The 25746-nt window shown below is 48.5% G+C and carries 26 protein-coding genes and 1 riboswitch; of the genes, 25 read left to right on the top strand and 1 reads right to left on the bottom strand.

The window, feature by feature from the left end; genetic code table 11:
* Positions 1 to 7 precede the first annotated feature (7 nt).
* From MJB10_RS21240 to MJB10_RS21125, 24 genes are all read left to right on the top strand, one after another.
* Complete coding sequence (locus MJB10_RS21240) at positions 8 to 508, top strand: hypothetical protein (protein WP_314798105.1); 501 nt, start codon at positions 8 to 10, stop codon at positions 506 to 508.
* 134 nt (positions 509 to 642) lie between these two features.
* Positions 643 to 1851, top strand: coding sequence for an MFS transporter (locus tag MJB10_RS21235; protein ID WP_314798102.1), 1209 nt, complete (start codon positions 643 to 645; stop codon positions 1849 to 1851).
* A gap of 65 nt (positions 1852 to 1916) precedes the next feature.
* Complete coding sequence (cysK, locus tag MJB10_RS21230; protein WP_314798099.1) at positions 1917 to 2840, top strand: cysteine synthase A; 924 nt, start codon at positions 1917 to 1919, stop codon at positions 2838 to 2840.
* Between the two features lie 186 nt (positions 2841 to 3026).
* Positions 3027 to 3518 carry an Lrp/AsnC family transcriptional regulator gene (locus MJB10_RS21225; protein ID WP_314798096.1) on the top strand — a complete coding sequence of 164 codons (492 nt, stop codon included), beginning with the start codon at positions 3027 to 3029 and terminating at the stop codon, positions 3516 to 3518.
* Positions 3519 to 3533: 15 nt separating this feature from the next.
* Positions 3534 to 4736, top strand: a complete 1203-nt coding sequence (locus MJB10_RS21220; protein WP_314798094.1) for an aminotransferase class I/II-fold pyridoxal phosphate-dependent enzyme — start codon at positions 3534 to 3536, stop codon at positions 4734 to 4736.
* Between the two features lie 70 nt (positions 4737 to 4806).
* On the top strand, positions 4807 to 5073 hold the full coding sequence (locus MJB10_RS21215) for an aspartyl-phosphate phosphatase Spo0E family protein (RefSeq protein WP_314798092.1): 267 nt from the start codon (positions 4807 to 4809) through the stop codon (positions 5071 to 5073).
* Positions 5070 to 5660, top strand: a complete 591-nt coding sequence (locus MJB10_RS21210; RefSeq protein WP_314798090.1) for a hypothetical protein — start codon at positions 5070 to 5072, stop codon at positions 5658 to 5660. Before MJB10_RS21215 ends, MJB10_RS21210 begins: the two co-directional genes overlap by 4 nt.
* Before the next feature lie 32 nt (positions 5661 to 5692).
* A riboswitch (cobalamin riboswitch) is annotated at positions 5693 to 5845 on the top strand.
* Positions 5846 to 6002: 157 nt separating this feature from the next.
* Positions 6003 to 7019, top strand: coding sequence for an ABC transporter substrate-binding protein (locus tag MJB10_RS21205; RefSeq protein WP_314798088.1), 1017 nt, complete (start codon positions 6003 to 6005; stop codon positions 7017 to 7019).
* Complete coding sequence (locus tag MJB10_RS21200; protein ID WP_314798085.1) at positions 7019 to 8056, top strand: FecCD family ABC transporter permease; 1038 nt, start codon at positions 7019 to 7021, stop codon at positions 8054 to 8056. Before MJB10_RS21205 ends, MJB10_RS21200 begins: the two co-directional genes overlap by 1 nt.
* Before the next feature lie 5 nt (positions 8057 to 8061).
* Complete coding sequence (locus MJB10_RS21195) at positions 8062 to 8838, top strand: heme ABC transporter ATP-binding protein (protein WP_314798083.1); 777 nt, start codon at positions 8062 to 8064, stop codon at positions 8836 to 8838.
* Between the two features lie 204 nt (positions 8839 to 9042).
* Positions 9043 to 10113 carry a nicotinate-nucleotide--dimethylbenzimidazole phosphoribosyltransferase gene (cobT, locus tag MJB10_RS21190; RefSeq protein WP_314798080.1) on the top strand — a complete coding sequence of 357 codons (1071 nt, stop codon included), beginning with the start codon at positions 9043 to 9045 and terminating at the stop codon, positions 10111 to 10113.
* Between the two features lie 132 nt (positions 10114 to 10245).
* Entirely contained in the window at positions 10246 to 10809 is a 564-nt protein-coding gene (cobU, locus tag MJB10_RS21185; protein ID WP_314798078.1) for a bifunctional adenosylcobinamide kinase/adenosylcobinamide-phosphate guanylyltransferase, read from the top strand.
* A 51-nt stretch (positions 10810 to 10860) separates the two neighbouring features.
* Positions 10861 to 11859, top strand: a complete 999-nt coding sequence (gene cbiB / locus MJB10_RS21180; protein WP_314798075.1) for an adenosylcobinamide-phosphate synthase CbiB — start codon at positions 10861 to 10863, stop codon at positions 11857 to 11859.
* Positions 11835 to 12647: an adenosylcobinamide-GDP ribazoletransferase gene (cobS, locus tag MJB10_RS21175; protein ID WP_314798072.1), complete on the top strand. Its 813-nt coding sequence runs from the start codon at positions 11835 to 11837 to the stop codon at positions 12645 to 12647. Before cbiB ends, cobS begins: the two co-directional genes overlap by 25 nt.
* Positions 12648 to 12682: 35 nt before the next feature.
* On the top strand, positions 12683 to 13789 hold the full coding sequence (gene cobD, locus MJB10_RS21170) for a threonine-phosphate decarboxylase CobD (protein WP_314798070.1): 1107 nt from the start codon (positions 12683 to 12685) through the stop codon (positions 13787 to 13789).
* Positions 13782 to 15374, top strand: a complete 1593-nt coding sequence (locus tag MJB10_RS21165; RefSeq protein ID WP_314798068.1) for a cobyric acid synthase — start codon at positions 13782 to 13784, stop codon at positions 15372 to 15374. Before cobD ends, MJB10_RS21165 begins: the two co-directional genes overlap by 8 nt.
* A complete protein-coding gene (locus tag MJB10_RS21160; protein ID WP_314798065.1) occupies positions 15371 to 15940 on the top strand; it encodes a cob(I)yrinic acid a,c-diamide adenosyltransferase in 570 nt (189 codons plus the stop codon). The genes MJB10_RS21165 and MJB10_RS21160 overlap by 4 nt, the downstream gene beginning before the upstream one ends.
* Positions 15937 to 16878, top strand: coding sequence for an RluA family pseudouridine synthase (locus MJB10_RS21155; protein ID WP_314798062.1), 942 nt, complete (start codon positions 15937 to 15939; stop codon positions 16876 to 16878). The genes MJB10_RS21160 and MJB10_RS21155 overlap by 4 nt, the downstream gene beginning before the upstream one ends.
* A gap of 126 nt (positions 16879 to 17004) precedes the next feature.
* The gene (locus MJB10_RS21150; RefSeq protein ID WP_314798060.1) at positions 17005 to 17370 is read left to right on the top strand and encodes an arsenate reductase family protein; all 366 of its coding nucleotides are present in this window, start codon (positions 17005 to 17007) and stop codon (positions 17368 to 17370) included.
* A gap of 6 nt (positions 17371 to 17376) precedes the next feature.
* Positions 17377 to 18477 carry a site-2 protease family protein gene (locus MJB10_RS21145; RefSeq protein WP_314798058.1) on the top strand — a complete coding sequence of 367 codons (1101 nt, stop codon included), beginning with the start codon at positions 17377 to 17379 and terminating at the stop codon, positions 18475 to 18477.
* A 25-nt stretch (positions 18478 to 18502) separates the two neighbouring features.
* The gene (locus MJB10_RS21140; RefSeq protein WP_314798056.1) at positions 18503 to 19678 is read left to right on the top strand and encodes an aminotransferase class I/II-fold pyridoxal phosphate-dependent enzyme; all 1176 of its coding nucleotides are present in this window, start codon (positions 18503 to 18505) and stop codon (positions 19676 to 19678) included.
* A gap of 89 nt (positions 19679 to 19767) precedes the next feature.
* A complete protein-coding gene (locus tag MJB10_RS21135; protein ID WP_314798054.1) occupies positions 19768 to 20934 on the top strand; it encodes a DNA sulfur modification protein DndB in 1167 nt (388 codons plus the stop codon).
* Positions 20934 to 22109, top strand: a complete 1176-nt coding sequence (locus tag MJB10_RS21130) for a DNA sulfur modification protein DndB (RefSeq protein ID WP_314798051.1) — start codon at positions 20934 to 20936, stop codon at positions 22107 to 22109. Before MJB10_RS21135 ends, MJB10_RS21130 begins: the two co-directional genes overlap by 1 nt.
* 455 nt (positions 22110 to 22564) lie before the next feature.
* Positions 22565 to 22756 (top strand): hypothetical protein, encoded by a 192-nt coding sequence (locus MJB10_RS21125; protein WP_314798049.1) that lies wholly within the window; start codon positions 22565 to 22567, stop codon positions 22754 to 22756.
* Positions 22757 to 22845: 89 nt separating this feature from the next.
* Here the strand turns inward: MJB10_RS21125 and MJB10_RS21120 are convergent, their stop codons facing one another.
* On the bottom strand, positions 22846 to 23871 hold the full coding sequence (locus MJB10_RS21120; protein ID WP_314798045.1) for a LacI family DNA-binding transcriptional regulator: 1026 nt from the start codon (positions 23869 to 23871) through the stop codon (positions 22846 to 22848).
* Positions 23872 to 24389: 518 nt separating this feature from the next.
* On the opposite strand from MJB10_RS21120, the gene MJB10_RS21115 reads away from it, so the two are divergent.
* Positions 24390 to 25709, top strand: a complete 1320-nt coding sequence (locus tag MJB10_RS21115) for a sugar ABC transporter substrate-binding protein (protein ID WP_314798041.1) — start codon at positions 24390 to 24392, stop codon at positions 25707 to 25709.
* The last annotated feature ends 37 nt before the right edge of the window (positions 25710 to 25746 follow it).

Below are 25746 nucleotides of genomic sequence, written 5' to 3'. Positions count from 1 at the left end.
TTACGCAATGAGTGGCAATGAAGAAGTCGTATGTCCATGGTGCCAAACGGAGATCGTTTGGGATCCCGAGATTGGACCTGAGGACGAATGTCCACATTGTTTTAATGAATTAATCGATTATCGGAGCATCGATTTGAAAGTGAAACAAACGGGGCAAAAGCTGCGCTTTAATGAGCAGGAATATGCGGAATCCGATGAGGATTTAGCATCCGCTTGGGATGATTCCGATGAGCCGCTTGATAAATATGGCGAGAAGGTTCAGCAGTTGACGGACGAACAGGAAGAAGCGCCGGAATGCTCGAGCTGTCATGAATTTATGTTGCATGCTGGAATGGAAGTAACAAGTGAAGCTTCGTTCACACCAATCATTCCTAAGAACTTAGGAAATGCGTTCTTAACGGGCCCTTTTACATCGGATGTCTATATTTGTCCATCCTGTTTCCGAGTAGAAAAAGTGCTTTCTGATACGGATCGTTTGTTGATGGTCGAGCGTATTAAATCCGAATAAATATGTTGATGAGAGAACCGAGTCCAAGGGATTCGGTTTTTTTTTTTGCGTACGAGGCCCTCATATTTTCACTGGAATGGGGAAGCTTAACAAAAGCCAAAATCCATTGAAACAGGAGGAGGAATATGCAGGAAATGACGAAAAGCAAGGGAAAGCTGGATGCCCAAGCGATTCTTTTGCTTATTGTTCATGCGCTTTTCGGCGGTGCGAATGCACTGTCAGGCACGTTCGTTGGTGTGTACTTATGGAAGGCGAAGAACGATTTCACATTGATTGGTTGGTTTACGTTGACCACTCATTTGACGATGGCCATTACGTTTTGGTTGGCAGGAAAATGGGTGAAAGAACACAATAAAATGAATTGCCTCCGCATTGGCGTTTCCGTTTCGGCTTGCTTCTATATGTTGGTTCTATGGATGGGCACCAGCAGTGTCCATTATTTTGTATGGCTTGGACTCGTTCAAGGCATCTCGGTGGGCTTTTTCTGGCTTGCATTTAACGTGGTATACTTCGAAGTCACGGATCCTGATAATCGGGATCGATTCAACGGATGGGTTGGCCTACTAGGCGCGGGAGCTGGCATTATTGCCCCTTGGATCTCTGGTATGCTCATTGTAAGCTTAGGGGATCGAGCGGGTTATCGGCTGATTTTTTCCATCTCATTAGGGATTTTTGTATTAGGTGTTGTGATCAGTTTTTTTCTGAAAAAACGAAAAGTAAGCGGAAACTATGCCTGGCTGCTTCCCCTCCGTGTTCTAAGGCAACCGCATACGCCGTGGAAAGCTGTAAGCTTGGCACTTGCTTTTCAAGGGATTCGTGAAGGTGTGTTTGGCTTCATGATTGGATTGCTCGTGTATATCTCGACATCAAGTGAAGCGAGCTTAGGCAACTTTGCATTAATAACATCTTCGGTGGCGTTAGTTTCGTTCTGGGCAGCAGGTCGGTTCATTCGGCCAGCTTTTCGGAGAAGAAGCATGCTCATCGGTTCGGTCATGGTTGTGCTGGTGATTTTACCTTTTTTCTGGAAAATGTCATATATGACGTTGTTAATATTCGGTCTTGGATCCGCGCTCTTCTTCCCGATGTATTCCATCCCGATGATTTCCGTTGTGTTCGATCTCATTGGCTCTGATGAGGAGAGTGCAAAGCAGCGAGAGGAATTTATTGTGCTCCGTGAGTTATCCTTGAATCTAGGACGAGTCTGCGGCGTGCTGCTATTCATTTGTGTGATTTCTTGGAGTAAGGAACCGCTTGTCATCAATGTGCTGTTGTTGGTGATCGGAAGCTCGACCTTCTTCTCCTGGTGCTTTATCAGAAATCAGCTGCCTGCATCCCAATCTTGACAGATATGGAGCATCCCGATAACAATGTAGTTAGCAGCAATGGCAGGAAGAGGAGGGGGAACCCCATGTCGAAAAAAATGGTGAACAGCATCACCGAACTTATCGGGGATACGCCTGTTGTAAGAATAAATCGCTTATTGGATGAAAATGCGGCGGAATTATATGTGAAATTGGAGTACTTCAATCCGAGCGGAAGCGTAAAGGACAGGGCTGCGTTCAATCTCATTCAGGAAGCCGAAAAAGCAGGCCATCTTCAGCCCGGGGCGACTATCATAGAGCCGACTAGCGGAAATACTGGGATTGGGCTGGCCATGAATGCAGCTGCCAAAGGGTATAAAGCGATTCTCATTATGCCGGACAATATGAGCAAAGAGCGCATTAATATACTCAAAGCTTACGGAGCCGAAGTAGTGCTAACGCCAGCAGCACAGCGGATGCCTGGAGCGATTGCGAAGGCGATCGAGTTGCGTGACCGTATCCCAGGCAGCTTCATCCCACAGCAATTCGAAAACCCAGCAAATCCGAACATCCACAGAGTCACGACAGCGATTGAAATCCTTGAACAAATGGAAGGGCGGTTAGATGCCTTCGTTGCAACGTCAGGCACAGGCGGGACCATTACGGGGACGGGCGAAGTACTCAGAGAGCATTTGTCTGATATTCAAATCTATGTTGTAGAACCGAAGGGCTCGCCTGTCTTATCAGGGGGAAGCCCAGGACCGCATAAGCTGGTAGGGACAAGCCCAGGTTTTGTTCCGGCTATTTTAAATACAGGCATCTACGATGAAATTGTACAGGTGTCCGATGAGGATGCGATTGGGACGATGCGGGATTTGGCAAGTCGAGAAGGTATCCTTGTAGGCCCGTCCGCAGGTGCTTCCGTTTGGACTGGCATGCAAGTGGCAAGGAAGCTTGGCGCGGGAAAACGCGTACTCTGCATAGCGCCAGATACAGGTGAGCGGTATCTCAGCATGAATCTTTTTGATTGAGACAGCTGGAAAGTCACAGGAGATGTTCTTACATCTCTTGTGGCTTTTTTCAATGGCAGGGGCGGAATTTTCGCCTATAGCCAAATATTCTGCTGGAACTTCCGCACGCAGTAATTGAATTGGGACATGGATTCATTGTAAGATGGAAGGATGAACGAAACATATTTCAGAAAGGTAGGTTTAACCATGGATACTTTGAAGCTTAAAATTCTCGATTTACTAAAGGAAGACGCCCGCAGGAGCGCGAGTCTGATCGCCACCATGTTAGGAACGGCGGAGGACGAAGTGGCGCGAGCGATCAGCGAGATGGAAGCGGATAAGGTCATCGTCAAATACGCGACAGTCGTGAACTGGAGTAAAGTGGATGACGAGAAGGTTACCGCCCTAATTGAAGTGCAAATTACGCCGGAACGCGGACGCGGATTTGATGCGATTGCGGAACGGATCTATTTATATCCAGAAGTGAAATCGGTTTATCTCATGTCAGGCGCTTACGATTTGCTTGTTGAGATTGAAGGCAGCTCATTAAAGCAGGTCGCTTCATTTGTTTCGAATAAGCTTTCGCCGATCGATCGCGTGCTTTCTACGAAAACGAACTTCATTTTGAAAAAATACAAACAAGACGGCATTATTTTCGAGGATCAGGAAGACGATCACCGGATGCTTGTTTCGCCGTAAGGGAGAGGGAACATCATGATCAAGGACGAAACTACGATTCAACCGAGCAACAAATCTATGCAAAATTACCTCGCTCCTGCCGTGCGCGAAATGAAGCCTTCGGGTATTCGGAAGTTTTTCGATCTGGTTAACAACAGCAAGGATGATATTATTTCGCTTGGTGTAGGCGAGCCTGATTTCTCTACCCCGTGGCATGTGCGTGAAGCTGCTGTGCATTCCTTGGAGCGCGGAAGAACCAAATATACACCGAACTCTGGTATTCCAGAACTTCGCGAAGCGATCGCGAATTATTTATATACGTCTTTCAAAGTGAAATATGAACCATCGAATGAAGTGCTAGTCACCGTTGGCGGCAGCGAGGCGATCGATTTAGCGCTGCGTTCCTTGATTACACCGGGGGATGAAATTTTGATCCCTGAGCCGTGCTACATTTCGTACTCACCGATCACAAGTCTCAGCGGCGGCGTGCCTGTGGGCATCGAAACGTTCGCAAAAGATCAGTTCAAGCTCACCGAGAAAGCGCTTCGCGATGCAATCACACCGCGCTCTAAAGTGCTCATTCTTTGCTATCCGAGCAATCCGACTGGCGGAACTATGAGCTATGAAGATTGGTTGCCGATTGCTAAAGTCGTCGAAGAGAAGGACTTGATCGTCATCTCTGATGAAATCTATGCAGAGCTGACCTACGGTCAGAAGCATGTGAGCTTCGCGGCTATTCCTGGCATGAAGGATCGGACCATTCTCGTGAGCGGCTTCTCCAAAGCTTTTGCCATGACGGGCTGGAGAATGGGATACGCATGTGGGCATCAGGAGCTGATCTCGGCGATGACCAAAATTCACCAATACACGGTCATGTGTGCACCTGTTATGGGGCAAGTGGCCGCTCATGAAGCATTGACGAATGGGCTGGAAGAGAAGGATCGCATGATCGAATCCTACAATCAACGGCGCCGTCTTGTCGTCAAAGGATTTCGCGAGATCGGGCTCCAATGCCATGAACCGCAAGGCGCTTTCTACGCATTTCCAAGCATTGTGGCAACGGGGTTAACTTCGGAAGAATTCGCTCAGCGGTTGCTGTTTGAAGCCAAGGTCGCTGCTGTGCCTGGTGATGTGTTCGGATTAGGTGGAGAGGGCTTCCTGCGTTGCTCTTACGCCTATAGTGTTTCACAGTTGAGCGAAGCCTTAGAAAGAATTGGAAAATTTTTAAGGAAATTATAAGATTCGTTCTAAAATGATATGTTCATAGAACACAAAAACTGGTATTCTTAGAGTAAGGAGGGATGAGCCCATGGCTTTTATGGAATATCAGCTAACTAGCTTTCAAAAGCAGTTTCAGATTCGCGAGCAAGATTTCGGCAAACGTTGGTTATCCAAAAATGCCAAGAAGCCCAATACCCTGTCGATTCTCGAGGAAGAGATTCATACGTTAAGACGCAAAATGGAACAGATGGTCATGGAAGGTCGAGAAATGACATCCGATGCAGTCGTTGAATTAAGTACAATGCTGGATCAGAAAATAAATGAATATATGACGTCAGGAAAGAAAAGTCGGTGAAAACCGGCTTTTCTGGCGACTATCGGGTCGTGAGCGTACAACGGAGGGAATTACTGTATATGAAGGCGAAATGGTTATTGGTTGTGATGCTCGGCATGATGCTGACGCTGACAGCTTGCGGTGGTCCTAAAGCAGATGTTTCCGTATTTATGATGGGGCCGAATGGTTTCCCAAGTGATGCGGCACAGAAGCTGGAGGTTTCTCTTAAATCAAAGGTTGGCGAAATTCCTACTGTAAAGCTGAATACATCACCTATTTTTTCACTAGAGAAAATGATTGTGGAGCTTGCTGCTGGCGGGAATGGCATTTTCATCCTTGGCGAAGAGCAGTTCAAGGGATTGAGTAACCAAGCGGGGTTCGTATCTCTTGATGATGTGATAAATCCAGCAGATTATCCAGACGGTGTCATCGAAATCAAAGAAGAGGGCAAGGCAGCTCAGAAGCATTTGTACGGCATTCCGCTTGCAGGGAACAAATGGATGAAGGAGCAAGGTTTTGAGGGCAAAGGTCTCTACGCTTTCATTCCGCAGAATGCTCCCAAAATGGACGAGGCTAAGCAAGTGTTGAAAATCATTGCACAAAAGTAAGAGAACGTCTATAATCGACAATTAGATTGATAGTATAATTTGCAGCCGTAGGTGCTGATAGATTTCAGTATGGAGTCTATTAGTTAAAAGGGAAGCTGGTTAGAGTCCAGCACGGTCCCGCCACTGTAATTCAGCCAAGCGCTTGGCTGGAGAGTCAGGATACCTGCCTATGGTGCCGTTTACGACATCCTTCGAGGAAAGGGTCGCGTTAAATCAGGAAGCAACTCATGTTCATTTGTTGCCCAATACCGCGATTTATCGTCCCTCTCGTTCCTTGTGAACAGGGGGGCTTTTTTGTTGGAATCAATCTACATCAAAAAGAGCGGAAAGAAGGGTTCCATCATGAAACAAAAGTGGGTCACCAAAGGATTAGTAGCAACACTAGCGCTTGCAACAGCAGTTTCGTTGTCCGCATGCGCCAAGAAAGAAGCAGAAATCTCAGATCCATCAAAGCTTGGCGGAGGATCGACCAAAGCGCCAGTATCGACGGCATCGGCAACACCAGTCGCAGTGAAGAAAACAACGTATCCTTTGAAAGTGAAGGATGCAACGGGGAAAGAATTTACATTTGACAAAGCGCCTGAGAAGATCGCATCCGTATCGCCGGCGGAGACAGAAGCGCTATTCGCGATCGGTTTAGAGTCCAACATCGTGGGTGTTTCGGATTATGATGACTACCCAGAAGCGGCTAAATCGAAACCGAAGCTGGGCAGCATTGTGAAACCGAATGTAGAGGCTGTCATTGCGTCCAATGCAAATCTAGTCATTACGGGCGTTTCGATGAATGCGGAATCGGTTGAGAAGCTTCGCGCGCTGAACATTAATGTGTTCAAAGTAGATCCGAAAACGTTAGATGATGCCATCACCAATATTCAAACGTTCGGTCAAATTACCGATCATCAGGAGCAAGCGGACAAGGTCGTTAGCAAAATGAAAGCGGACCGTCAAAAGGTTGTTGATGCTGTGAAAGACGTGAAGCAAGAGAATAAGAAAAAAGTGTACATCGAATTTGCCCCAGGTTGGACAGTTGGAAGCGGCGTGTTCATGGATGAGCTGATCAAGCTTTCCGGCGGCGTGAATGTGGCTGCGGATAAAGAAGGCTGGTACGAAATCAGTGAAGAGAAGATTATTCAACAAAATCCAAGTGTGATCTTGTTTGGGAACGGAATTATTGATTCAAAAACGAAGAAACCGCTAGAAGACATCATTCGTACGCGCGGCGGTTGGGATGCAATCGACGCTGTGAAAAATAAACGTGTAATTGGGTTAGATCAGAACCTGCTCAGCCGTCCAGGGCCAAGATTAACAGACGGATTGGTGGAAATGGCGAAAGGAATCTATCCTGAATTGGTGAAATAATGAAAAGAAAACTAATCGTTGGGGGAGGAGTAGGAGTCATACTCCTTCTTCTTTCTATTGTGGTGAGTTTATCGATAGGAACAGCAAATCTGCCGATCGCCGACATTGTGGGCATTCTGGGGAAACATATTCCAGGTGTAAGCAGTCATATCGAGATGAGCTGGCCGCAATCATCAGAGCAAATTTTGAATAAAGTGCGTATTCCGCGCGTACTGCTAGGAATTCTTGTCGGCGCTTCGCTTTCAATTGCAGGGGCAGCCTTCCAAGGCGTGCTTCGCAATCCGCTCGCTGATCCTTATTCCTTAGGGGTTTCCTCGGGGGCATCGGTGGGGGCGGCCATCCTCATCTATTTCGGACTCCAATTCGCTTGGTTCGGCCAGTGGTCCATTCCTATTGTGGCCTTCGCGACAGGAGCTATTTCTTTATTTTTAGTATTAAAATTGGCACTCATTGATGGAAAGCTCAAAATGGAAACGTTGATCTTATCTGGAGTCGTCATGCAGGCTTTTCTAGGAGCGTTCGTTTCGTTCCTCGTATCGATTTCCAACCAAGTGATTAATGAGATTATTTTCTGGTTGATGGGCAGCCTTGCACTGCGAGGATGGTCGTATGTGTACATGATTATGCCTTATCTTGCCGTCGGGATGATCATTTTAATGGGCTATGCGAGGTCGTTAAATTTGTTAGCGCTCGGGGAGCGTCAAGCCGCACATCTAGGCGTGCATGTAGAACGCACGAAACTGATCGTTCTCACTACGGCGACGTTGATAACAGCTTCAGCTGTATCGGTGGCTGGCGTTATTGGCTTCGTAGGATTAATCGTTCCCCATTTGATACGACTGATCGTGGGGCCCGACTATCGCTTGATCATTCCGCTTTCCGCCATTGGCGGGGGAATTTATGTCTTATGGGCGGATACGATCGCCCGAACGTTACTCAGTCCGACGGAAATTCCACTGGGTGTCATCACGGCTTTCCTGGGTGCCCCGTTTTTCGCCTATCTGCTTCACAAGGATAAGAAAACGTTAAGAGGTTGATGTCGATGATACAAGTAGAGGGGCTCTCCCGCCGTTTTCACGATCAGAGTGTGTTAGACCAGATTAGTTTTGAGGTGGCGCATGGGGAGTTTTTTGGCATTATTGGTCCGAATGGCAGCGGCAAGTCTACCCTGCTTCGCTTGCTTTCCGGCATGGATCCTGTGAACGATGGCCGTGTGCTTTTGAAAGGGAAAAAAGTGGGCTCTTACTCTCGCAAAGAGCTGGCCAAATGGCTCGCCGTTCTTCAACAAGACGCTCTTCCGCCTGTCGGGTTCACGGTTCGCGAAGTGATCGAGATGGGGCGGTTCCCTTTTCAAAGCTGGCTAGGCGGAGATCTGGAAAATGCAGAGAGACTTATTGAGGCAATTGTGGCAAAATTAGAACTGGAAGCGCTCGTCCATCGAACGATTGAGCGGTTGAGCGGTGGCGAACGGCAGCGCGTTGCACTAGCTAAAGTGATGGCCCAGCAGCCGAGTTTGCTCATGCTGGATGAGCCGACGACCTTCCTCGATATCGGCTATCAAGTCCAAATGATGGACTATATCCGAAGCTGGCAGCAGGAAGCGGAGCTGACGGTAGTGGCTGTCCTGCATGATCTGAATTTGGCGGCGCAGTATTGCACGCGTTTGATGATCATCCATGAGGGGCGTGTTGCCGCTATTGGCACACCTGAGGAGATCATGAAGAGTGACCTGATTGCTCATGTGTACGGGACAGAACCGATTGTGTTGAAACATCCTGTTACAGATGTACCGCAGATATTATTACAACCTGGAAAATAACACATAATGTGCGTGTTCAAAAAGTCGGGTTTTCAGCACCGAGAAGGTTGCGAGAATGGGACGAAGAGGAACGGAGTGTAGGCAAACCTACATGAGTACCGGACTTCCAAGGTGAACGCAAGATTCGATGTCGAATTGAATTCTTGGATTGCTTCGTGGTCAAATACGACTTTTTGAGCTACCTCATAAACGGAGGCATGAAAAATGAATAGATTAGAAGCTTTGCTTCAAGCGATTGAACCGCTCCATGCGGAGATCGTAGGACAAGCAAATGATCATTTAAACCAATTGACGAAGCCGCAGGGAAGTTTAGGCAAGTTAGAGGATATTGCACGACAAGTCGCGGGTATTACGGGTGAAGTGATGCCGGACTTATCGAAAAAAGCCGTGATTGTTATGGCAGGCGACCATGGTGTGTGTGAAGAAGGCATTTCTGCCTTCCCAGCGGAAGTAACGCCTCAGATGGTGCTTAACTTCTTATCTGGCGGCGCTGCTGTCAATGTACTTGCCCGACATGCGGGAGCGGATGTCGTGTGTGTGGATATCGGCGTGAATGCGGATTTGGAGCATCCGAATCTGGTCTCATGCAAAGTTCGCAAGGGCACGCGCAATATGGCACGAGAGGCTGCGCTATCTCTGGATGAGACGGTGGATGCAATTCTAGCAGGTGTGCGGATCGTGGATGATTTGGTTGAAAAAGGCTATCGACTTTTCGCCACAGGCGAAATGGGGATCGGCAATACAACAGCAAGCGCTGCGATCCTATGCGCGTTGACGGGCTTGGAAGCTGGCCAGGCCGTGGGCCGTGGCACAGGGATAGACGATGCGACATGGCTGCATAAGCAATCGGTCGTTACGAAGGCGCTGAACGTGAACGGTCTGCGCGCCGAGGGTGGAGAGACAAGCGCTGCGTATGGGCTTGAAGTGTTGAGTAAAGTCGGCGGATTGGAGATCGCCGGACTGGTTGGGGTGATTCTTGGCGCGGCGAAGCACCGCTGCCCGGTTGTCGTCGACGGCTTCATCTCGTCGACAGCAGCGCTCGTGGCGAGCCGATTAGCTCCGCTAAGCGCGTCCTACATGCTCGCCTCGCACTTGTCGCAGGAGCAAGGGCATGCGAAGCTCCTGGAGTCGCTTGGCCTCAAAGCGATGCTGCAGATGGATATGCGGTTGGGCGAAGGCACGGGCGCAGTGCTTGTGTTTAACTTGATCGATGCTGCAGGCAAGATCATGAGAGAGATGGCGACATTCGACAGTGCCGGCGTGTCGCGCGGGTAAGATGAAGAGCGTAAGAGGGGATTAGCTCCCGCATGGCGATAGAAGCGCTCGAGTTAGTCGAATTTATCGACTAACAGCGACTGCACGGCGATAGAAGCGCTCGAGTTAGTAGAAGAGAAGGTGGCGGATGTCATGGCGGTATTGGTTACAGGCGGCGCGCGCAGCGGAAAGAGCTCTTTCGCTGAGAAGCTGGCGATGCATCGCAATCAGCGCGGAATTTACATCGCGACCTGTCTTGCCGAAGATGAGGAAATGAAGGAGCGGGTGGGACTGCACCAGCAGATGAGGCTGCAGGCGGGTTTCCCTTGGGAAACGCGGGAGGAGCCGTATGCGCTGGTGGATGAGCTTAACAAGCTACAGGAGAGCGGTGAAGGGGCTGTTGTGTTGGTGGACTGCCTAACACTATGGCTTACGAATTGGCTATTGTACTACGAAGCTTCCAGCTATGCGGCTGAGCATGTCGGCAAGCGCATTGATGAGCTTGTGCAAGCGGTAGCTTCCCACCCTGGACAAGTCATCTTGGTGACGAACGAAGTGGGCGACGGCATTGTGCCGGAATATCCGCTTGGTCGACAGTTCCGAGATTTGGCGGGTCGTATGAATCAACGGCTCGCTGCGGTTTGTGAGGAGGTTTTCCTCGTGACCGTGGGGATTCCAGTTGAATTAAAAAGCAGAGCTTACGTATTTGAGACATAGATAGGTTGGGCGAAGAGATGGGCTTATGTAAAAATAGTTGGGTGAACGCCGATGTGGCTGTATAGCCCGCTGGAAATAGTAAGTATGACGGCTGCAGCCATTATGTTGGACTGGCTGATTGGCGATCCGAAATGGCCAACTCATCCCGTGATTTGGATCGGTCGTTGGATTCGTTGGATGGAACATAAGCTGCATCCGGGAAAAAACGGCGACGTCACTAGCGTGGCTGCGAACCCGAGGTGGGTGAAGTGGAAGGGAGTCGTGCTGACGATATCTACCGTTGCGCTCAGTTTCGGCATCGTCCTCTTGTTTGTGTCGACTGCACACCGCATTCACCCCTGGTTGGGGTATGCGGTATCCACCTGGCTGATCGCCACCACGGTGGCGATCAAGGGCTTGAAAGACGCCGCGTACCTCGTCTACCGTCCGCTGCGCACAGGCAACCTCGCAGATGCTCGCAAGTACACCGGCTACATCGTAGGCCGGGATACCGCGCATCTGCCCGAGGCAGAGCTGACGCGAGCCGTCGTGGAGACGGTCGCGGAGAACATCGTGGACGCGGTCGTCGCGCCCTTGATCTACGCGCTGCTCGGCGGTTCGCCGCTCGCGATGTTGTACCGCGCATCGAATACGCTGGATTCGATGGTCGGTTACCGAAATGACAGATACCGTCATTTCGGCTGGGCGTCGGCCCGCTGGGACGACGTCATGAACTGGCTGCCGGCGCGCCTGACCGGCGCCCTGCTCGTCCTGACAGCCCTGCTCACGCCGGGCTGCTCAGCTGGGCGCGCTGCGGCAGCGATACGCCGCTTCGCGCATCTACACCCCAGCCCGAACAGCGGGATACCCGAGTCGGCGGTTGCCGGGGCACTCGGGATCGAGCTTGGCGGGCTGAACAGCTACGGAGGCGCTGCGAGTGAGCGCGCCCGCTTGGGCTGGCCGCTGCGTCCGCGAACGCAGCAGGACATTGTCTACGCCGTGAGAATGCTCTACGGCGTCAGTTTCATCATGATGGGAGGACTCCTGTGCGTCATCTTCGTATTGGGCTAGACTGGCTGCGTGCCGGCCTGGCCGCTTTTCAATTTTTGACCCGTTTACCGCTGCCGTTCCAGATTGACTATACGGAGCGGGTATTCCAGCGAAGCACGGTGTGGTACCCGCTGGTCGGTTTCGTGATCGGTGTGCTTCTACAGTTGGCGGGAGTCGGAGTGGCTTATGCGGTTCCTGCCATGCCAGGCGCAGTCCTGCTGCTCGGCTTGTGGGTCGTGCTCACGGGGGGGCTTCACTTGGATGGTCTCATGGATACGGCGGATGGGATTCTGAGTCATCGGCCTCGCGAGCAAATGCTTGAAATCATGAAAGACAGTCGCGTGGGCGCGATGGGTGTGATCGTTTGCGTGTTGCAGCTCATGTTGAAATGCTCTCTCTTATATACGATGCTTGATACGGCCAAATCAGGGCAGCACAGTCAACTGCTGCTGGTAGCCATCGTACCGATATGGAGCCGTTGGTTCATGGTAGCTGCTATTCGTCATTGGCCATATGCCAGACCGAGTTCTGGATTGGGGAGTTTGTTCCGTGGGGTAACGGGAGGCTATGTCGTTACTTCTCTATTATTAGCTCTAATTGCAACTATGCTTTATATGCTTGCATTGGGCTCGGATAACGCTGCACTCTGGAGCACAGTCCTTGGCTTCTTAGCAGTGACTTTACTCTGTGGAATTGGCCTAGCTGCTTATATTAGCAGTAAATTAGGCGGGCTTACAGGCGATACCTATGGCGCTCTGAATGAACTCATAGAGACAGCGCTGTTGTTCACGCTGATTCATTTCTTGTAACCGTCCTAACTCCATTAAGAAAGGAGGAGACCCTGATGTTAGAACGATACGGCCATGGCGGGGACTTGTGGACCGCTGAGGAGGCCTTTGGGCGGCCGAAGGAGCAATTTCTCGATTATAGCTCCAACATGAATCCGCTGGGCCCGCCAGAGGTAGTGAAGCAGATTCTGCAAGAGAGTTGGCGTGACATCGTCAAATATCCAGACCCTGTTGTACGTGAATTGACGCAGAAGCTGGCGGCCAAGTATGACATTGATCCAGCGAGTATTCTCGTTGGTAATGGGGCGGCGGAGCTGATTGATCTCATCGTGCGTGTGCTGCAGCCTGCAACTACAGGACTAGCTAGACCGTCATTTAGCGAGTATGAGGAAGCCGTACATAAATCAGGCGGTGGGATCGTTAATATCCCGTTATTTGCGCAACATCAGTTTGAATTACAGTGGTCTGACGTCGAAGCGAGGTTAGCGGATGTAGATTTGTTTTTCCTCGGTCATCCGAATAATCCGACAGGCAAATTGCTTCCTTCCCAGGTCATTCAGGGCCTACTGCAGAGCAATAGACACCTTGTGCTGGATGAAGCGTTTATGGATTTTGTCCCCAAAGAGCGCGAGCATTCCATGTTGCAGCTTGCTTCGAGGACACCTAAATTGACGGTGATTCGCTCGATGACGAAGTTTTATTCCATTCCAGGTATTCGACTAGGGTTTATCGTGGCTCATCCCGACTTAATTGCACGGATGTGTCAGCTGCAAGTGCAGTGGAGTGTCAATTACCTCGCGCAGCGAATGGGTTCAGCAGTTGTAGAGGAGGAAGTATTCGAGCAATCCACGAAAGCTTGGCTGCGCGTGGAGAAGCCTTGGCTGATCGAGCAGCTGCGACAACTGGGTTTGGAAGTCGTGCCTAGCGAAGTGAACTTTCTGCTTTTCTCGTTCCCAGAAGCGTTCCAGATAACAGTGAAAGATGCTCAGCGCTATATGGGGCACCAAGGCATCTTAATTCGGGATGCTTCACTTTTTGAAGGATTAGATGATCGCTATTGTCGTATCGCGATTCGCTTAAGAGCAGATAACGAGCGGTTGCTTCTTGTCTTGCGTCAGTTCATCGAGCAATTCACAAAGAACGGAGGTGTGACCCGTGCATAATACTGCTTCGAAATCGTCCGTCCTCATGATACAAGGAACAGCTTCGGATGTAGGCAAAAGTATTCTTACGGCAGCGCTCTGCCGTATTTTTGTGGAGGATGGGTGGCGGACGGCACCTTTTAAATCGCAAAATATGTCTCTCAATTCGTATATCACTTGGGATGGCAAAGAGATTGGCAGAGCGCAAGGTGTACAAGCTGATGCTTGCCGTATTATCGCCACGACGGATATGAACCCGATCCTCTTGAAGCCCAAGCAGGACATGGTGGCGCAAGTGGTTGTGCATGGCAAGCCTTATGCTGATTTGGATGCCAGAACATATCGCGAATCGTATTTATCACAAGCGGAAGGCATTGTGAAAGAGGCTTTGGAACGCTTGCGCAACGAACATGAAATTGTTGTTCTAGAAGGTGCTGGGAGCCCAGCGGAAGTCAATCTCAAGGATCGCGACATCGTCAATATGCGGCTTGCGGGCTGGGCCGATGCGCCTGTCCTTCTTGTGGCGGATATTGATCGTGGCGGTGTGTTCGCATCCATTGTGGGCACACTAGAAATCCTGACGCAGGAAGAACGAGATCGTGTGCAGGGCTTTATTATTAATAAATTTCGCGGAGATGTTAGCTTGCTGAAGCCCGGCCTTGATTGGCTCGAGGAGCGGACGGGGAAGCCTGTGCTTGGGGTTATTCCGTATTTGCCGCAATTGGGTATTGAGGATGAAGATTCGGCTTCACTGGATAGTAAGCGTGCACAGAACCAAAAGTTTTCATCCCCCAATGGCAAGCATCCCGATCAATTGGATATTGCTGTCCTGCGATTGCCTCGATTATCGAATTTCACCGATTTCGATCCACTGCAGGAGGAGCCCGATGTTCATTTCCGTTATATCGAGCACCTTGCCGAATGGGGTGAGCCTGATGTGGTGTTGCTGCCAGGCAGTAAGAATACGATGGCGGATTTACTTTATTTACGCGAGTCCGGCTTAGCGGAACGCATTCATTCTTTTGCCCGAACGGAGAAGGGCTTCGTCATAGGGATTTGTGCGGGGTATCAAATGCTTGGTGAAACCTTATCCGACCCTGGTAGATACGAATCGGATTATGAGGAGCTTCAAGGCTTGGGGCTGCTTCCGACGGCTACCGTTTTTACAGCGGATAAACGAACCGTGCGCGTGCACGGGTTTAGTACGCTTTTTGCCGACGCTGGAGAAGCGCTTCCGATTAAGGGATACGAAATCCACATGGGGCGTACACATGTAAGAGAGGAAAGTGGCGCACCTTTTCAAATCACAGAAGTGGCAAATGGACTCCCTCATCACGCGGATGGGGCGGCGTCTGAGGACGGGCGTGTGTGGGGCACTTACATTCACGGGATTCTGCATAATGATGATTTTCGCAGAGCTTGGTTGAATGACATCCGCATGCACAGAGGGTTATTACCGATTTCGCAGGGACTTCGATTCCTGGAACGCCGTGAGGCCGCATTTGATCGTTTGGCAGCGCATGTACGAGCAAACCTGGATATGCAGCGAATCTATGAGATGATGCGAATTGAGATGCGTACGAAAAAAGGAGGGAAATTCCAATGAAAATCTATACGCGAACTGGCGATCAGGGTCAAACGGGTGTCATTGGAGGTCGTGTTGACAAAGACGACGACCGTGTTGAAGCTTACGGTACGACGGATGAGCTGAATTGTTTCGTAGGTCAAGCGATAAGCTTCATGGATCCGCAGAAATACCCTGATCTACTGCCAGACCTACTGCAAGTGCAGCATGAATTGTTCGATTGCGGAGCCGATCTGGCGCTTCTCAAGCCGGAGCTTCGTCCTTACAAGGTAACCGCGGACATGGTCGATGCCTTGGAGGCGTGGATCGATAAATATGATGCGGAGACGCCGGATATTACGCGTTTTATTTTGCCTGGAGGAGGGACGGTTTCATCCACATTGCACGTCTGTCGAACCGTCTGCCGAAGAGCTGAACGTCTAGTCGTCACGCTGGCTCGCACGCAGGAGATTAATCCAGAGGTTCGTCGTTATCTCAATCGATTGTCGGATTTCTTCTTTACGATTGCCCGCACAGCGAATTTCCGTGAAGGAATTGCCGATGTGGAGTATGTACGCAGCGCCGAGGTGTTTAAACGCAAATCATGAGCTATTATGAACCTTTAGTATATGTAGTGCCGCCAGAGGAAGAGGGCTTTATTCTGAAAACGGTGCTGCAAAAAAGATTGATGGTTTCCCGCAAACTGTTATCCCGTATCAAATTGACCGAACGAGGGATTACGGTAAACGGGGAGAGGCAGTACATTAATATCAAAGTCAAGGCTGGCGACCGTGTCGAAATTCGCATGGAGGAGGAGCAGTCTGAGGACATTTTGCCTCAGGATCTCCCTCTTCATATTCTGCACGAGGACGAGCATCTGCTGATTCTCGCTAAGGATGCGGGGATCATCGTTCATCCGACACACGGCCATTATACGAATACGATTGCGAATGGCGTTGTGTATCATTGGCAGCAAGCGGGCATTACGTGCCGTTTCCGGCCTGTGCATCGCCTCGATCAGGAAACTTCAGGTGTCCTGGCGATCGCGAAGACGCCTTATGTTCACCAGCAAATTTCGGAACAGATGATCGAGCATCTTGTGAAAAAAGTGTACCTAGCCTTCGTGTGGGGAACGGTAGCAGCGCCAAGGGGAACAATCAATGAGCCCATTGACCGTGATCCCGATCAACCGCATGTGCGTATCGTTCGTCCAGATGGGTATTCGGCGGTTACGCATTATGAGGTCGCTCAGCAATTCTCGCAGGCGGCGCTCGTTCGCATCTGGCTGGAAACGGGACGCACGCACCAGATACGTGTGCACATGCGTCATTTAGGTCATCCGTTGCTTGGAGATAAAATGTATAAGCTGGACCAATACGATGAACTCGCAGCTGAACTTGAGGCCAGTGGTTGTTTGCAACGGCAGGCGCTGCATGCTTATCAACTGGGCTTTGTGCATCCAGGAACGCGGGAATGGACGGAGTATCGTGCCCCTTTGCCTGAAGATTTGACTCGACTTGAGGAGTGGCTAATGAATAGAGGGTGAAAAAATAAAAACCATGCCATTTTGGATGGTTTTTATTTACATTTGCTTGACTTTCCTTGTTAATTAGCCCAAAATTTTAAGTAGTTCTATTACCTTCATCATAACGCATAAAGGAGTTACGGCAACATGGGTGTGAAAGTGTATGGTTATGATAAATGCGGGACATGTCGCAGCACAGTAAAGTGGCTCAAAGCTCATAATATAGACATCACGGATCAAGTCCCTTTATTTGAAACACCGCCTTCATCTGCGGAACTAGCGGAGTTGCTGACATTGAGCGGTGTTGGCATTAAGAAGTTTTTTAATACATCTGGCGAAGTGTACAAAGAGATGAATTTGAAAGACAAGCTGCCGTCGATGACGCAAGAGGAGATGCTGACCTTGCTAGCCTCTAACGGAAGGTTAATTAAGCGTCCCATTGTAACAGATGGACATAAAGTAACCCTCGGCTTCAAGGAAGATGTATTTGAGGACGTTTGGGCGAAAGGGTGAGGAAAGATGGATGACAAGCAGAAGCCTGCACGTAAAAAGTCACCATTAGCCATTGGCGGCTTCCTTGCCGTCCTCCTCTCACAAGGCAAGCTGCTTGTGGCTGCTTTGAAATTTGGCAAAGTAGGCGGCGCCGTGATCTCTATGTTCATTACGATCTGGGCTTATGCGTACTTGGCTCCCCTGCCATTTGCAATTGGCATCGTGGTGATGATTCTCATTCATGAACTGGGTCACGTGCTTGCAGCCAAAATGAAAGGGCTTCCCGTTTCGGCTCCTGTATTTATACCCTTTCTGGGTGCCCTGATTACAATGAAAAAGAATCCGACGGATGCTGTCACAGAAGCTTTTATTGGCATTGGAGGGCCGATTTTGGGAACCGTAGGCGGCGTTGCGGCCTTCGGTCTCGGTGTATATTTGGATTCGGGCGTGATCGTATCAGTTGCGTATGCTGCATTTTATCTAAATCTATTTAATTTACTGCCAATTCATCCCTTGGATGGGGGGAGAATTTCGACGGCGGTAACACGTTGGTTATGGTTGCTTGGTTTGATTGGCGGGCTCATCGTCATTGTGTACATCGATAGTTATTTTTCGAGTAAGGTTATTTTCTTCATCATCTGGGCGATGTTTGCCTGGGATTTGTACAAGAAATATGTGAGATATCGTCACAAGGAAGAACGCGTTACAGTAGCAACACGATTTGAGTTCCCAGCCAATCATTTGTTGCAGCAAAGCTACATGATCCCTGGAGAGAACCACACGCGAGATTTGGACTATAGGACGTATTCGGAGCTGCAAGGTACAGGGGCAGGCCGCCAAACATTAGTCATGGAATGGCAAGGGATTGGATTTGAGGGACAAGCTTATCTGCCTGTGCAGGCGCTCGTTAGGAAAGTTCAATTAGTGAAAGTCGATCGATTGGAAAAAGAGGATGGATTTTATTTGGGACTGCATGTCCAAGTGGAATATACGCCCCTAGGCATCCAAGAACACTATTATGACGTTCCTGCGAGAACAAGATGGAAATTCGGTGCTGCGTATGTAGCCCTAATTTTGTTCTTACTTTATATGATCAGACTTGTGCATGGAGTCGGGATCCTATCTTAACTATCACAGAATGAGGAAGCAATCTATGACATTTACAGGATCAAGGCGGCTGCAGCAGCTAGGCTCAGCCATATTTTCCGAAGTAGCAGAATGGAAGCGCGAGGTTATGAACCAAGGGGTGGACGTCATAGATTTAGGTATAGGAAGTCCTGATCTTCCTCCTTCATCTCGCATTTTAGCTGCAATCACGGAAGCTGTACAGAACCCAGCCAATTATGGTTACCCGACATCCGAGGGAAGCTTAGCCTTCCGTGAAGCTGTTGCCAAATGGTATCAGTATCGATTCGGTGTTGAACTAAACCCAGAAACCGAAATTTTAACGTTAATGGGTTCTCAAGATGGTCTTGCTCACTTAGCGCTTTCCCTTTGTGATCCTGGGGATGTTGCCATTGTCCCTGATCCAGGTTACCCTATATATTCGGCAAGTCTCGTGCTTGCTGGCGTTGAACCGTATCTGCTGCCATTGCGAGCAGAGAATCAATTTCTACCCCGCTTACAGGACATCCCAGATGATGTGGCTGCGAAGGCAAAATTCATCCTGCTAAACTATCCAAGCAATCCGCTGTCTGCTGTTGCAGATCGTGCTTTCTTCGAGCATTTGATCGCTTATGCCAAGAAACACGAGTTGCTTATCGTACACGATCTTGCCTATTCCGAAATGGCTTTTGACGGATATAAGCCGATGAGCATTTTGGAAATTGAAGGCGCTAAGGAGGTTGCCGTTGAATTCCATTCCCTATCCAAAAGCTTCAATATGGCAGGCTGTCGCATCGCTTTCCTCACGGGGCATGCTGATGCGGTTAAAGCACTCAAAACATTGAAATCGAACATTGATTACGGCGTTTTTGGTGCTGTTCAGGCGGCTGGTATTGCAGCTTTAGAGGAGGATATGGAGAACGATCATTCTGTCTCAGGTATCTATGAGGAAAGGCGAAATGCTTTTATTTCGGCCTTGCACGAAGCAGGCTGGGTCATTACGCCGCCGAAAGCAACGATGTTTATTTGGGCTCCCATACCAGCAGGTTGGACGTCTCGACAAATTTCCCGGGAAATGCTTTTTCAGACAGGTGTCGTAGTCATTCCTGGTGACGCGTTTGGCGCAGAAGGGGAAGGCTTCGTCCGTATTGCGCTTGTGCAAGAGAAGGCTCGTTTAGTGGAGGCAGCAAGGCGCATCGGAGAATGGTTGCATTCCCTAGAATGAAAATGAGTTTTGTTGGTAAAAATAGGAGAATAAGAGACATGCGTCTGCGTATGTAATTTAGAAATTTTATAGTTGAAAGGGGTAAACATATGGATGCCATTTCTTCGTTATCAGAACTGTTAGCTGATCAGAAGCCTTCCTCATTCGTTGAGATTCCAGGGGTTCTAGGACAGACGTTTGGGCAAGCAACAATCGCGGCTACCTTACCAATTAGCAAACTATTTTCTATCTTTGAGGTAGATTTAGAAGTACAACGTGCGATTATTCCGCGTAATCTATCCAAGCTTATTGATTATGTAAATTTATATTTAGAGGATCGTCAGCCGATCTATTTCCCAGGTATTATTTTCTCAGCGAGAGGCGCTGGGTACTATGATGACGAGCATCAAGCCCTTCGTCTTCAACCGATTGAGAAACTTTACGTTGTCGACGGTCAGCATCGTTTGGCTGCTTTCCAACGTATTATGGAAACGTTACAGAGCCAAATGGCACGTGCGAAGGATCGCCGCGAATATGACAAAATGGAAGAGATTACAGAGAAGCTTCGCCGTTTGTATGCGTTCCCGATTTCAACAATGACGTATCTGGACATTAATGCGCGCCAGGAACGCCAATTGTTCTCCGACATCAATAAGCTTCCACGGAAACTTGGCGGCAACCTTGCTGTGCTTCGGGATCAACGCCGTTTCTATCACGTAGCTGCAACAGAGCTCGCTGCCAAAGCGCCTGCAATGCAGAAGCTAACTGTCGATATGTTCTCCGAGCGCGGGAAATCGCCTGAATACTTGTTCTCCTATCACCTGTTGATTGAGATTCTTGTTGGCTTGTTTGAAGGCCGAATGAAATCAGCAGCTCGTAATAACGGCTACCAATATGCCGACAAAGATTTACAAGAGCTCATTGGTTTGGCTGGCGCCTATTTCAATGGATTGCTGACACATTTGCCTCCGCCTGCGAAAGGTGAAATCGTATGGTCAGAGAACATTCAGATTGCATTGGCCTTGTTCATGCATGAAGAAGCGACCAAAACGGGCAGCTTTAACCGCTATGCCCTCGAGCATGCGCTGCGGATTTTACCGCATATTGATTGGAACGGCATTTATGCTGGCGAAGAGAAAGATCGCTTGCCTAGACGGACGCGGATCATGAAGGCCTACAACTTTATTAAGAGCTTCTATCAAGATCAGAATGCCTTCCTTATCAGTGATGCCGAGGCTTATAAAGCAAGTTTTGCGAATAAGGAGGATGTGAGCTAATGGAAGGATTACGCCTAAAAATGACCATTCATCCTTTCTGCGAGAAGTTCGGTCTCGCGACCGTCGCTTTGCGCGTTCAGGATCTTCTTAACTATACGATGATTGATCCGATGGTCCAGCGGAAGTTGAGTAACATGCAGCGCCGGAAGATTTCGACTTATTTGCAGGAGCGTGAACTGGATCATGTCTTCTTCGGTCCTGTTACCCTATCGCTGCGTGAAGTGAACCAGCTGTCCAAAGGTGCCAAAGAGTTCGTTCTGCGGCACGGCTCGAAGCTTTCCATTCTTGATGGACAGCATCGTATTCTTGCCCTAGGCTATGTGAATGATCAGATGCAGAAAGAAGTTCGCCGTTTCGAGAAAAAGCTGGCAATTCTCAAAATCAAGCAGCGGAAGTTTGCCGATGACGCCGATATTAAGCAAGAGGTAGAAGATACCGAGGGCACGATTAATCAGCTGGAAGGTAGACGTCTTGATTTGATGGAAACGCAGCTGGCGGTGCAAATCTATATCGGCCTTACCGAAGAAGAAGAGCAGCAGCTGTTCGGTGACATTAACTCGAAGGTTCAGCTGGTGAGCAAAGAACTTGGTCACTCTTTCGACTCAATCGATCCGCTTAACCTTGTTATTCAGCAGGTCGTTGATCACAATGTGTATCTGAAAGCGGCTGGTGTGGAGCAAAGAAGTAATTTGACCTCCTTTAACCGCAACTTTACATGTTTCAGCTGGTTGTATGCAACTGCGACAATGCTGTTCTCTGGCAGAATGCAGCCTTCGTATGAGCTGCAGCGCAAAATTCGTCATGACCCTTCGACCTATGTAGAAATTTTGCACCAGTTCTTTAACACGCTGCTTCCGATGATGCCGGAGCAACCAGGGCTCGCACAGTATACCTCCGCGAATCGTGTGATTCAAGAGAGTATCGCCTTGTATGCGAACCGCTTCTTGTTCCCGAATGGGGAATACAACGAGGAGTGGACGCAATGCTTGCAGTTGTTGGAAGGCTTCGATTGGTCCCATGATAACGAAGAACTGATTTATGTATTCGGTTCTTTGGATAATGGCAAGATCAATCTGATTCATGAAAAATCACTGAAAAAGCACGTGAAGCTCGTCCAATTCTTCCTCGAAGGCACGGATTCCGCTGCTAATTCAGAAGAAGAATCTACTGCTTAAAATCATAGAGAGTCCCTCTAACTCAAAGTTCTATGGAGATAGAGGGGCTTTTTTGCGTTGCAGGCTGAGCCTCCCGAAATGGGAGGCTCGGAAGAGAATAACTTGTAAAGTGGCTGCGAGCCTCCCAAAGTGGCACTCTCAACGCGACAGTTGTGCGAATGTAGCTTGTTTGCGACCTACCAACGCAGTCCCCAAGCCCCCGTCCCCCACAGATGCCTCCCCTACAGCTATAGTGTTGAAAAACATCACTACAGCACTCCAAGCCCACTTTGAAGTCTCTGAAGTGATGAAAAATCACCTTTCAGCAGGTGATGTTCGCCCTGAGCCCACCCACGCAATCTCTCGAATTCCGACCTGGGTTCTTAAAATATTCGCAGCGTATTCTTCATTCGTCTATACCAATCATCGCAAACTAGCATACGATATCGTATAAAGATTGAAGGGAGGAAAACACAATGAGTTGCTCTGTATTTGCTACATTGGCTCGCATCAGCCTTGGTACTGTTATTACAATTCATGCAGGTACTACACCAAATCATACAGGAAGATTTCTTGGTATTGAAAATGGAAATGCTGTTCTAGCAGCTAATAACGGTACTATCTTCTTTTTCCCAATTGATAAAATCGCAGTTGTTCATATTCCTTAATATTGGTTCACAATCGCATATAAGTAGAGAGCAAGAGAGGACGAGCTCTCTTGCTTTTTTTGCCCATTTACATGGTTAACATAGTTGGATTAAGGATGAATGGTATGTAGAGAGGATTCTCTCGTCATTAATCGATGAGGAATGATGATGTGATTGTGGTGGATCGGCTCGCCCTTGACCGCTTTAATCAAGGTTTGTGAGGCCGTGTAACCCAATTGATAGATGCCGATATCGATGGAGCTGATTGGTGGTGAGGATAGCTCAGACATCGGAATATTGTTGAATCCGACCAGGCTAAGGTCTGACGGTACTTTATAGCCAAGCTCTGTCACCCCGCGAAGGACGCCGAAAGCGACGATGTCATCAATGACGACAAGGGCAGTTGGGCGATGGGGCAAATTCATAAAGAAGGACATCGCCCTATACCCGCTCTCCTGCAGGAATTCACCCTCTACGATCCATTCGGTTTGGATCTCGAGCTTAGCCTCTCGCATGGCTTGTACATACCCATCCATACGATCGCGTGAAACAATCAAATTAGGTGGTCCGCTGACAAAACCAATGCGCTTATGACCTTGAGCAATGAGGTGCCGGGTCGCGTCGTAGGCGGCGAGAACATTATTATTATCGATCGAAAGAACGTGAGGGAAATCTTCACTGCGCCCCACTAAAACGAATGGGAATTTCATCTCTTGCAAGAACGAAATAACCGGGTCTGATTTACGAGAGTATAAAAGGATAATGCCATCTACCCTGCGTCCTTTAACGAGTCTAGTAATGGCTTCGACTTCTTCTCGCTCCGAAGTGCCTGTGGTCATCATCAAATCATAGCCGCTGCGTGTCGATTGGGTAACAACCCCGCGAATGATTTCGGAGAAAAATAAGTTTAGGAAGAGTTCTTCAGCCGATCGCGGCAGGAGAATTCCGATGGTTTGTGTTGTTTTGGATACGAGGCTCTTCGCCATCACATTCGGATGGTAGCCGAGTTCGTCCATAATCTCTTTCACTTTACGGATCGTCGCGGGACTAATGCGCGAATGTCCGGATATAACACGGGAAACTGTAGAAGGGGAAACCCCTGCTTTTTTGGCTACGTCGATTATCGTTACGGACATGGTCCGAACCTCCAGTGCAAACGATTGTGCTGGATGCATTTAGATGCATTTGACTCTATGTTAGCCATTATTTACGGAAATGTAAATCATCAAGCTAAGAAAATTCAAGAAATTTCTACGAGTTTCGCAAGAAATACAGGCAGAATGCGGTGTCGCTTATTTTGTGCAAATGACGAAAATTGACCAATGTATAAAATTTTTAAATACTTTGAAAAACAGAGTAAATGAAAGATATCGAAGGGTTTGTCCATGAAAATGACGGAATATAATCTGTGCAAACGTTTTTACAAATGATCATCTCTGTTGTATGATTACTCATGAATAAAGCGCTTGCAAGAAGGATAAATCCACAAACAAGCCGCTTTTTCACAGGAAAAAGCTAGTTTCCACCGTTTATCATTTGAATTGAGCAAACGTTTGCGCAATGGAATGAATTCGTTTTCACCTAACGACTCATTCTACTGCAAATGAAGGTTCGCAATTCACTAAGTACACAATACGAGAGGGGTTTTACCACAATGAAAAAGTCTTTATCCATGCTTGCTGCTGTGTCCGCTGTTGCACTAACTGTAACTGCATGTTCATCTACTCCAGAAGAAACAGCAAAACCATCTGCAGCTGCAGCAACAGAAGCACCTAAAGCGACTGCAGCAGCAACAGCGGCTGCAACAACTGATACGGACATGGGTCTTAAGCCAGAAGCTGGCGCGAAATTAGTTGTATGGGATGCACCAGACCAAAAAGCATTCATCGAGTCCATGGCAAAGCAATTTGAAGCTAAATATAAAGTACCTGTTAAATTTGAAGAAGTTAACCCACCAGATCAACCAGCTAAATTAACAGCAGACGGCCCAGCAGGCGTAGCGGCTGACGTAACAGTAATTCCACACGATAACTTAGGTAAAATGGTATCTGCAAACTTGTATCTGCCGAATGATGTATTCGCGGATCAAACGAAAAAAGAAAACGCGGAAGCAGCCGTACAAGGCGCAACCTTCAATAATACGCTATTCGGTTATCCGAAATCCGTAGAAACGTATGCCTTGATCTACAACAAAGATTTGGTGAAAACAGCTCCTAAATCCTTCGATGATGTTGTAGCTTTTGCAAAAACATACAATGATCCAGGCAAAAACAAATTCGCATTCATGTTCGATATTGGGAACTTCTATTTTGACTATGCGTTCCTAGCGGGTCCTGGCGGTTACGTATTTGGTAAAAACGGTACTGATAAAACGGATATCGGACTTAACAACGACGGTGCGGTTGCTGGAGCGAAGTTCTTTGCTTCCTTGAAGAAAGATGTGCTTCCAGTGAAATCCGGCGATGTGACATATGACATCAAAAAAGGTCTATTCACAAGCGGTAAGCTTGCTATGGATCTAAACGGACCTTGGACCATTCTTGATTACAAAAATGCAAAAATCAACATTGGCGTAGCACCAATTCCTACAATCAACGGTAAACCAGCTGTATCTTTTGCAGGTATCAAAATTCTAGGTGTTAACGCTTATACGAAATACCCGAATGCAGCGAAATTGTTCGCACACTTTGCAACTTCCCAAGCAGCACAATTGGAAAACTTCAAAATTTCCGGTCAGCTTCCTTCCAATAAAGCAGCAGCTGAAGATGCAACTGTGAAAAACGATGAGCTTGCAACTGGCTTCCTACAACAGTTGAAAACATCCCAAGCTATGCCGTCCATCCCTGAAATGGGCAACATCTGGACACCAATGGGCGCAGCACTAGGCGACATCTGGAACGATGGTAAAGATCCTAAAGCGACGCTTGATAACGCAGTGAAACAAATCAAGGATACGAACGCAGCAACGAAATAATGTGCCTGCGAGGACACTTGGATAGGTAAGAGGACAC

This window comes from Paenibacillus sp. MBLB1832 (assembly GCF_032271945.1).
Lineage (GTDB): Bacteria > Bacillota > Bacilli > Paenibacillales > NBRC-103111 > Paenibacillus_E > Paenibacillus_E roseopurpureus.
Note: the sequence above shows the minus strand (reverse complement) of the source record. Positions and strands in the feature narration are given on the sequence as shown.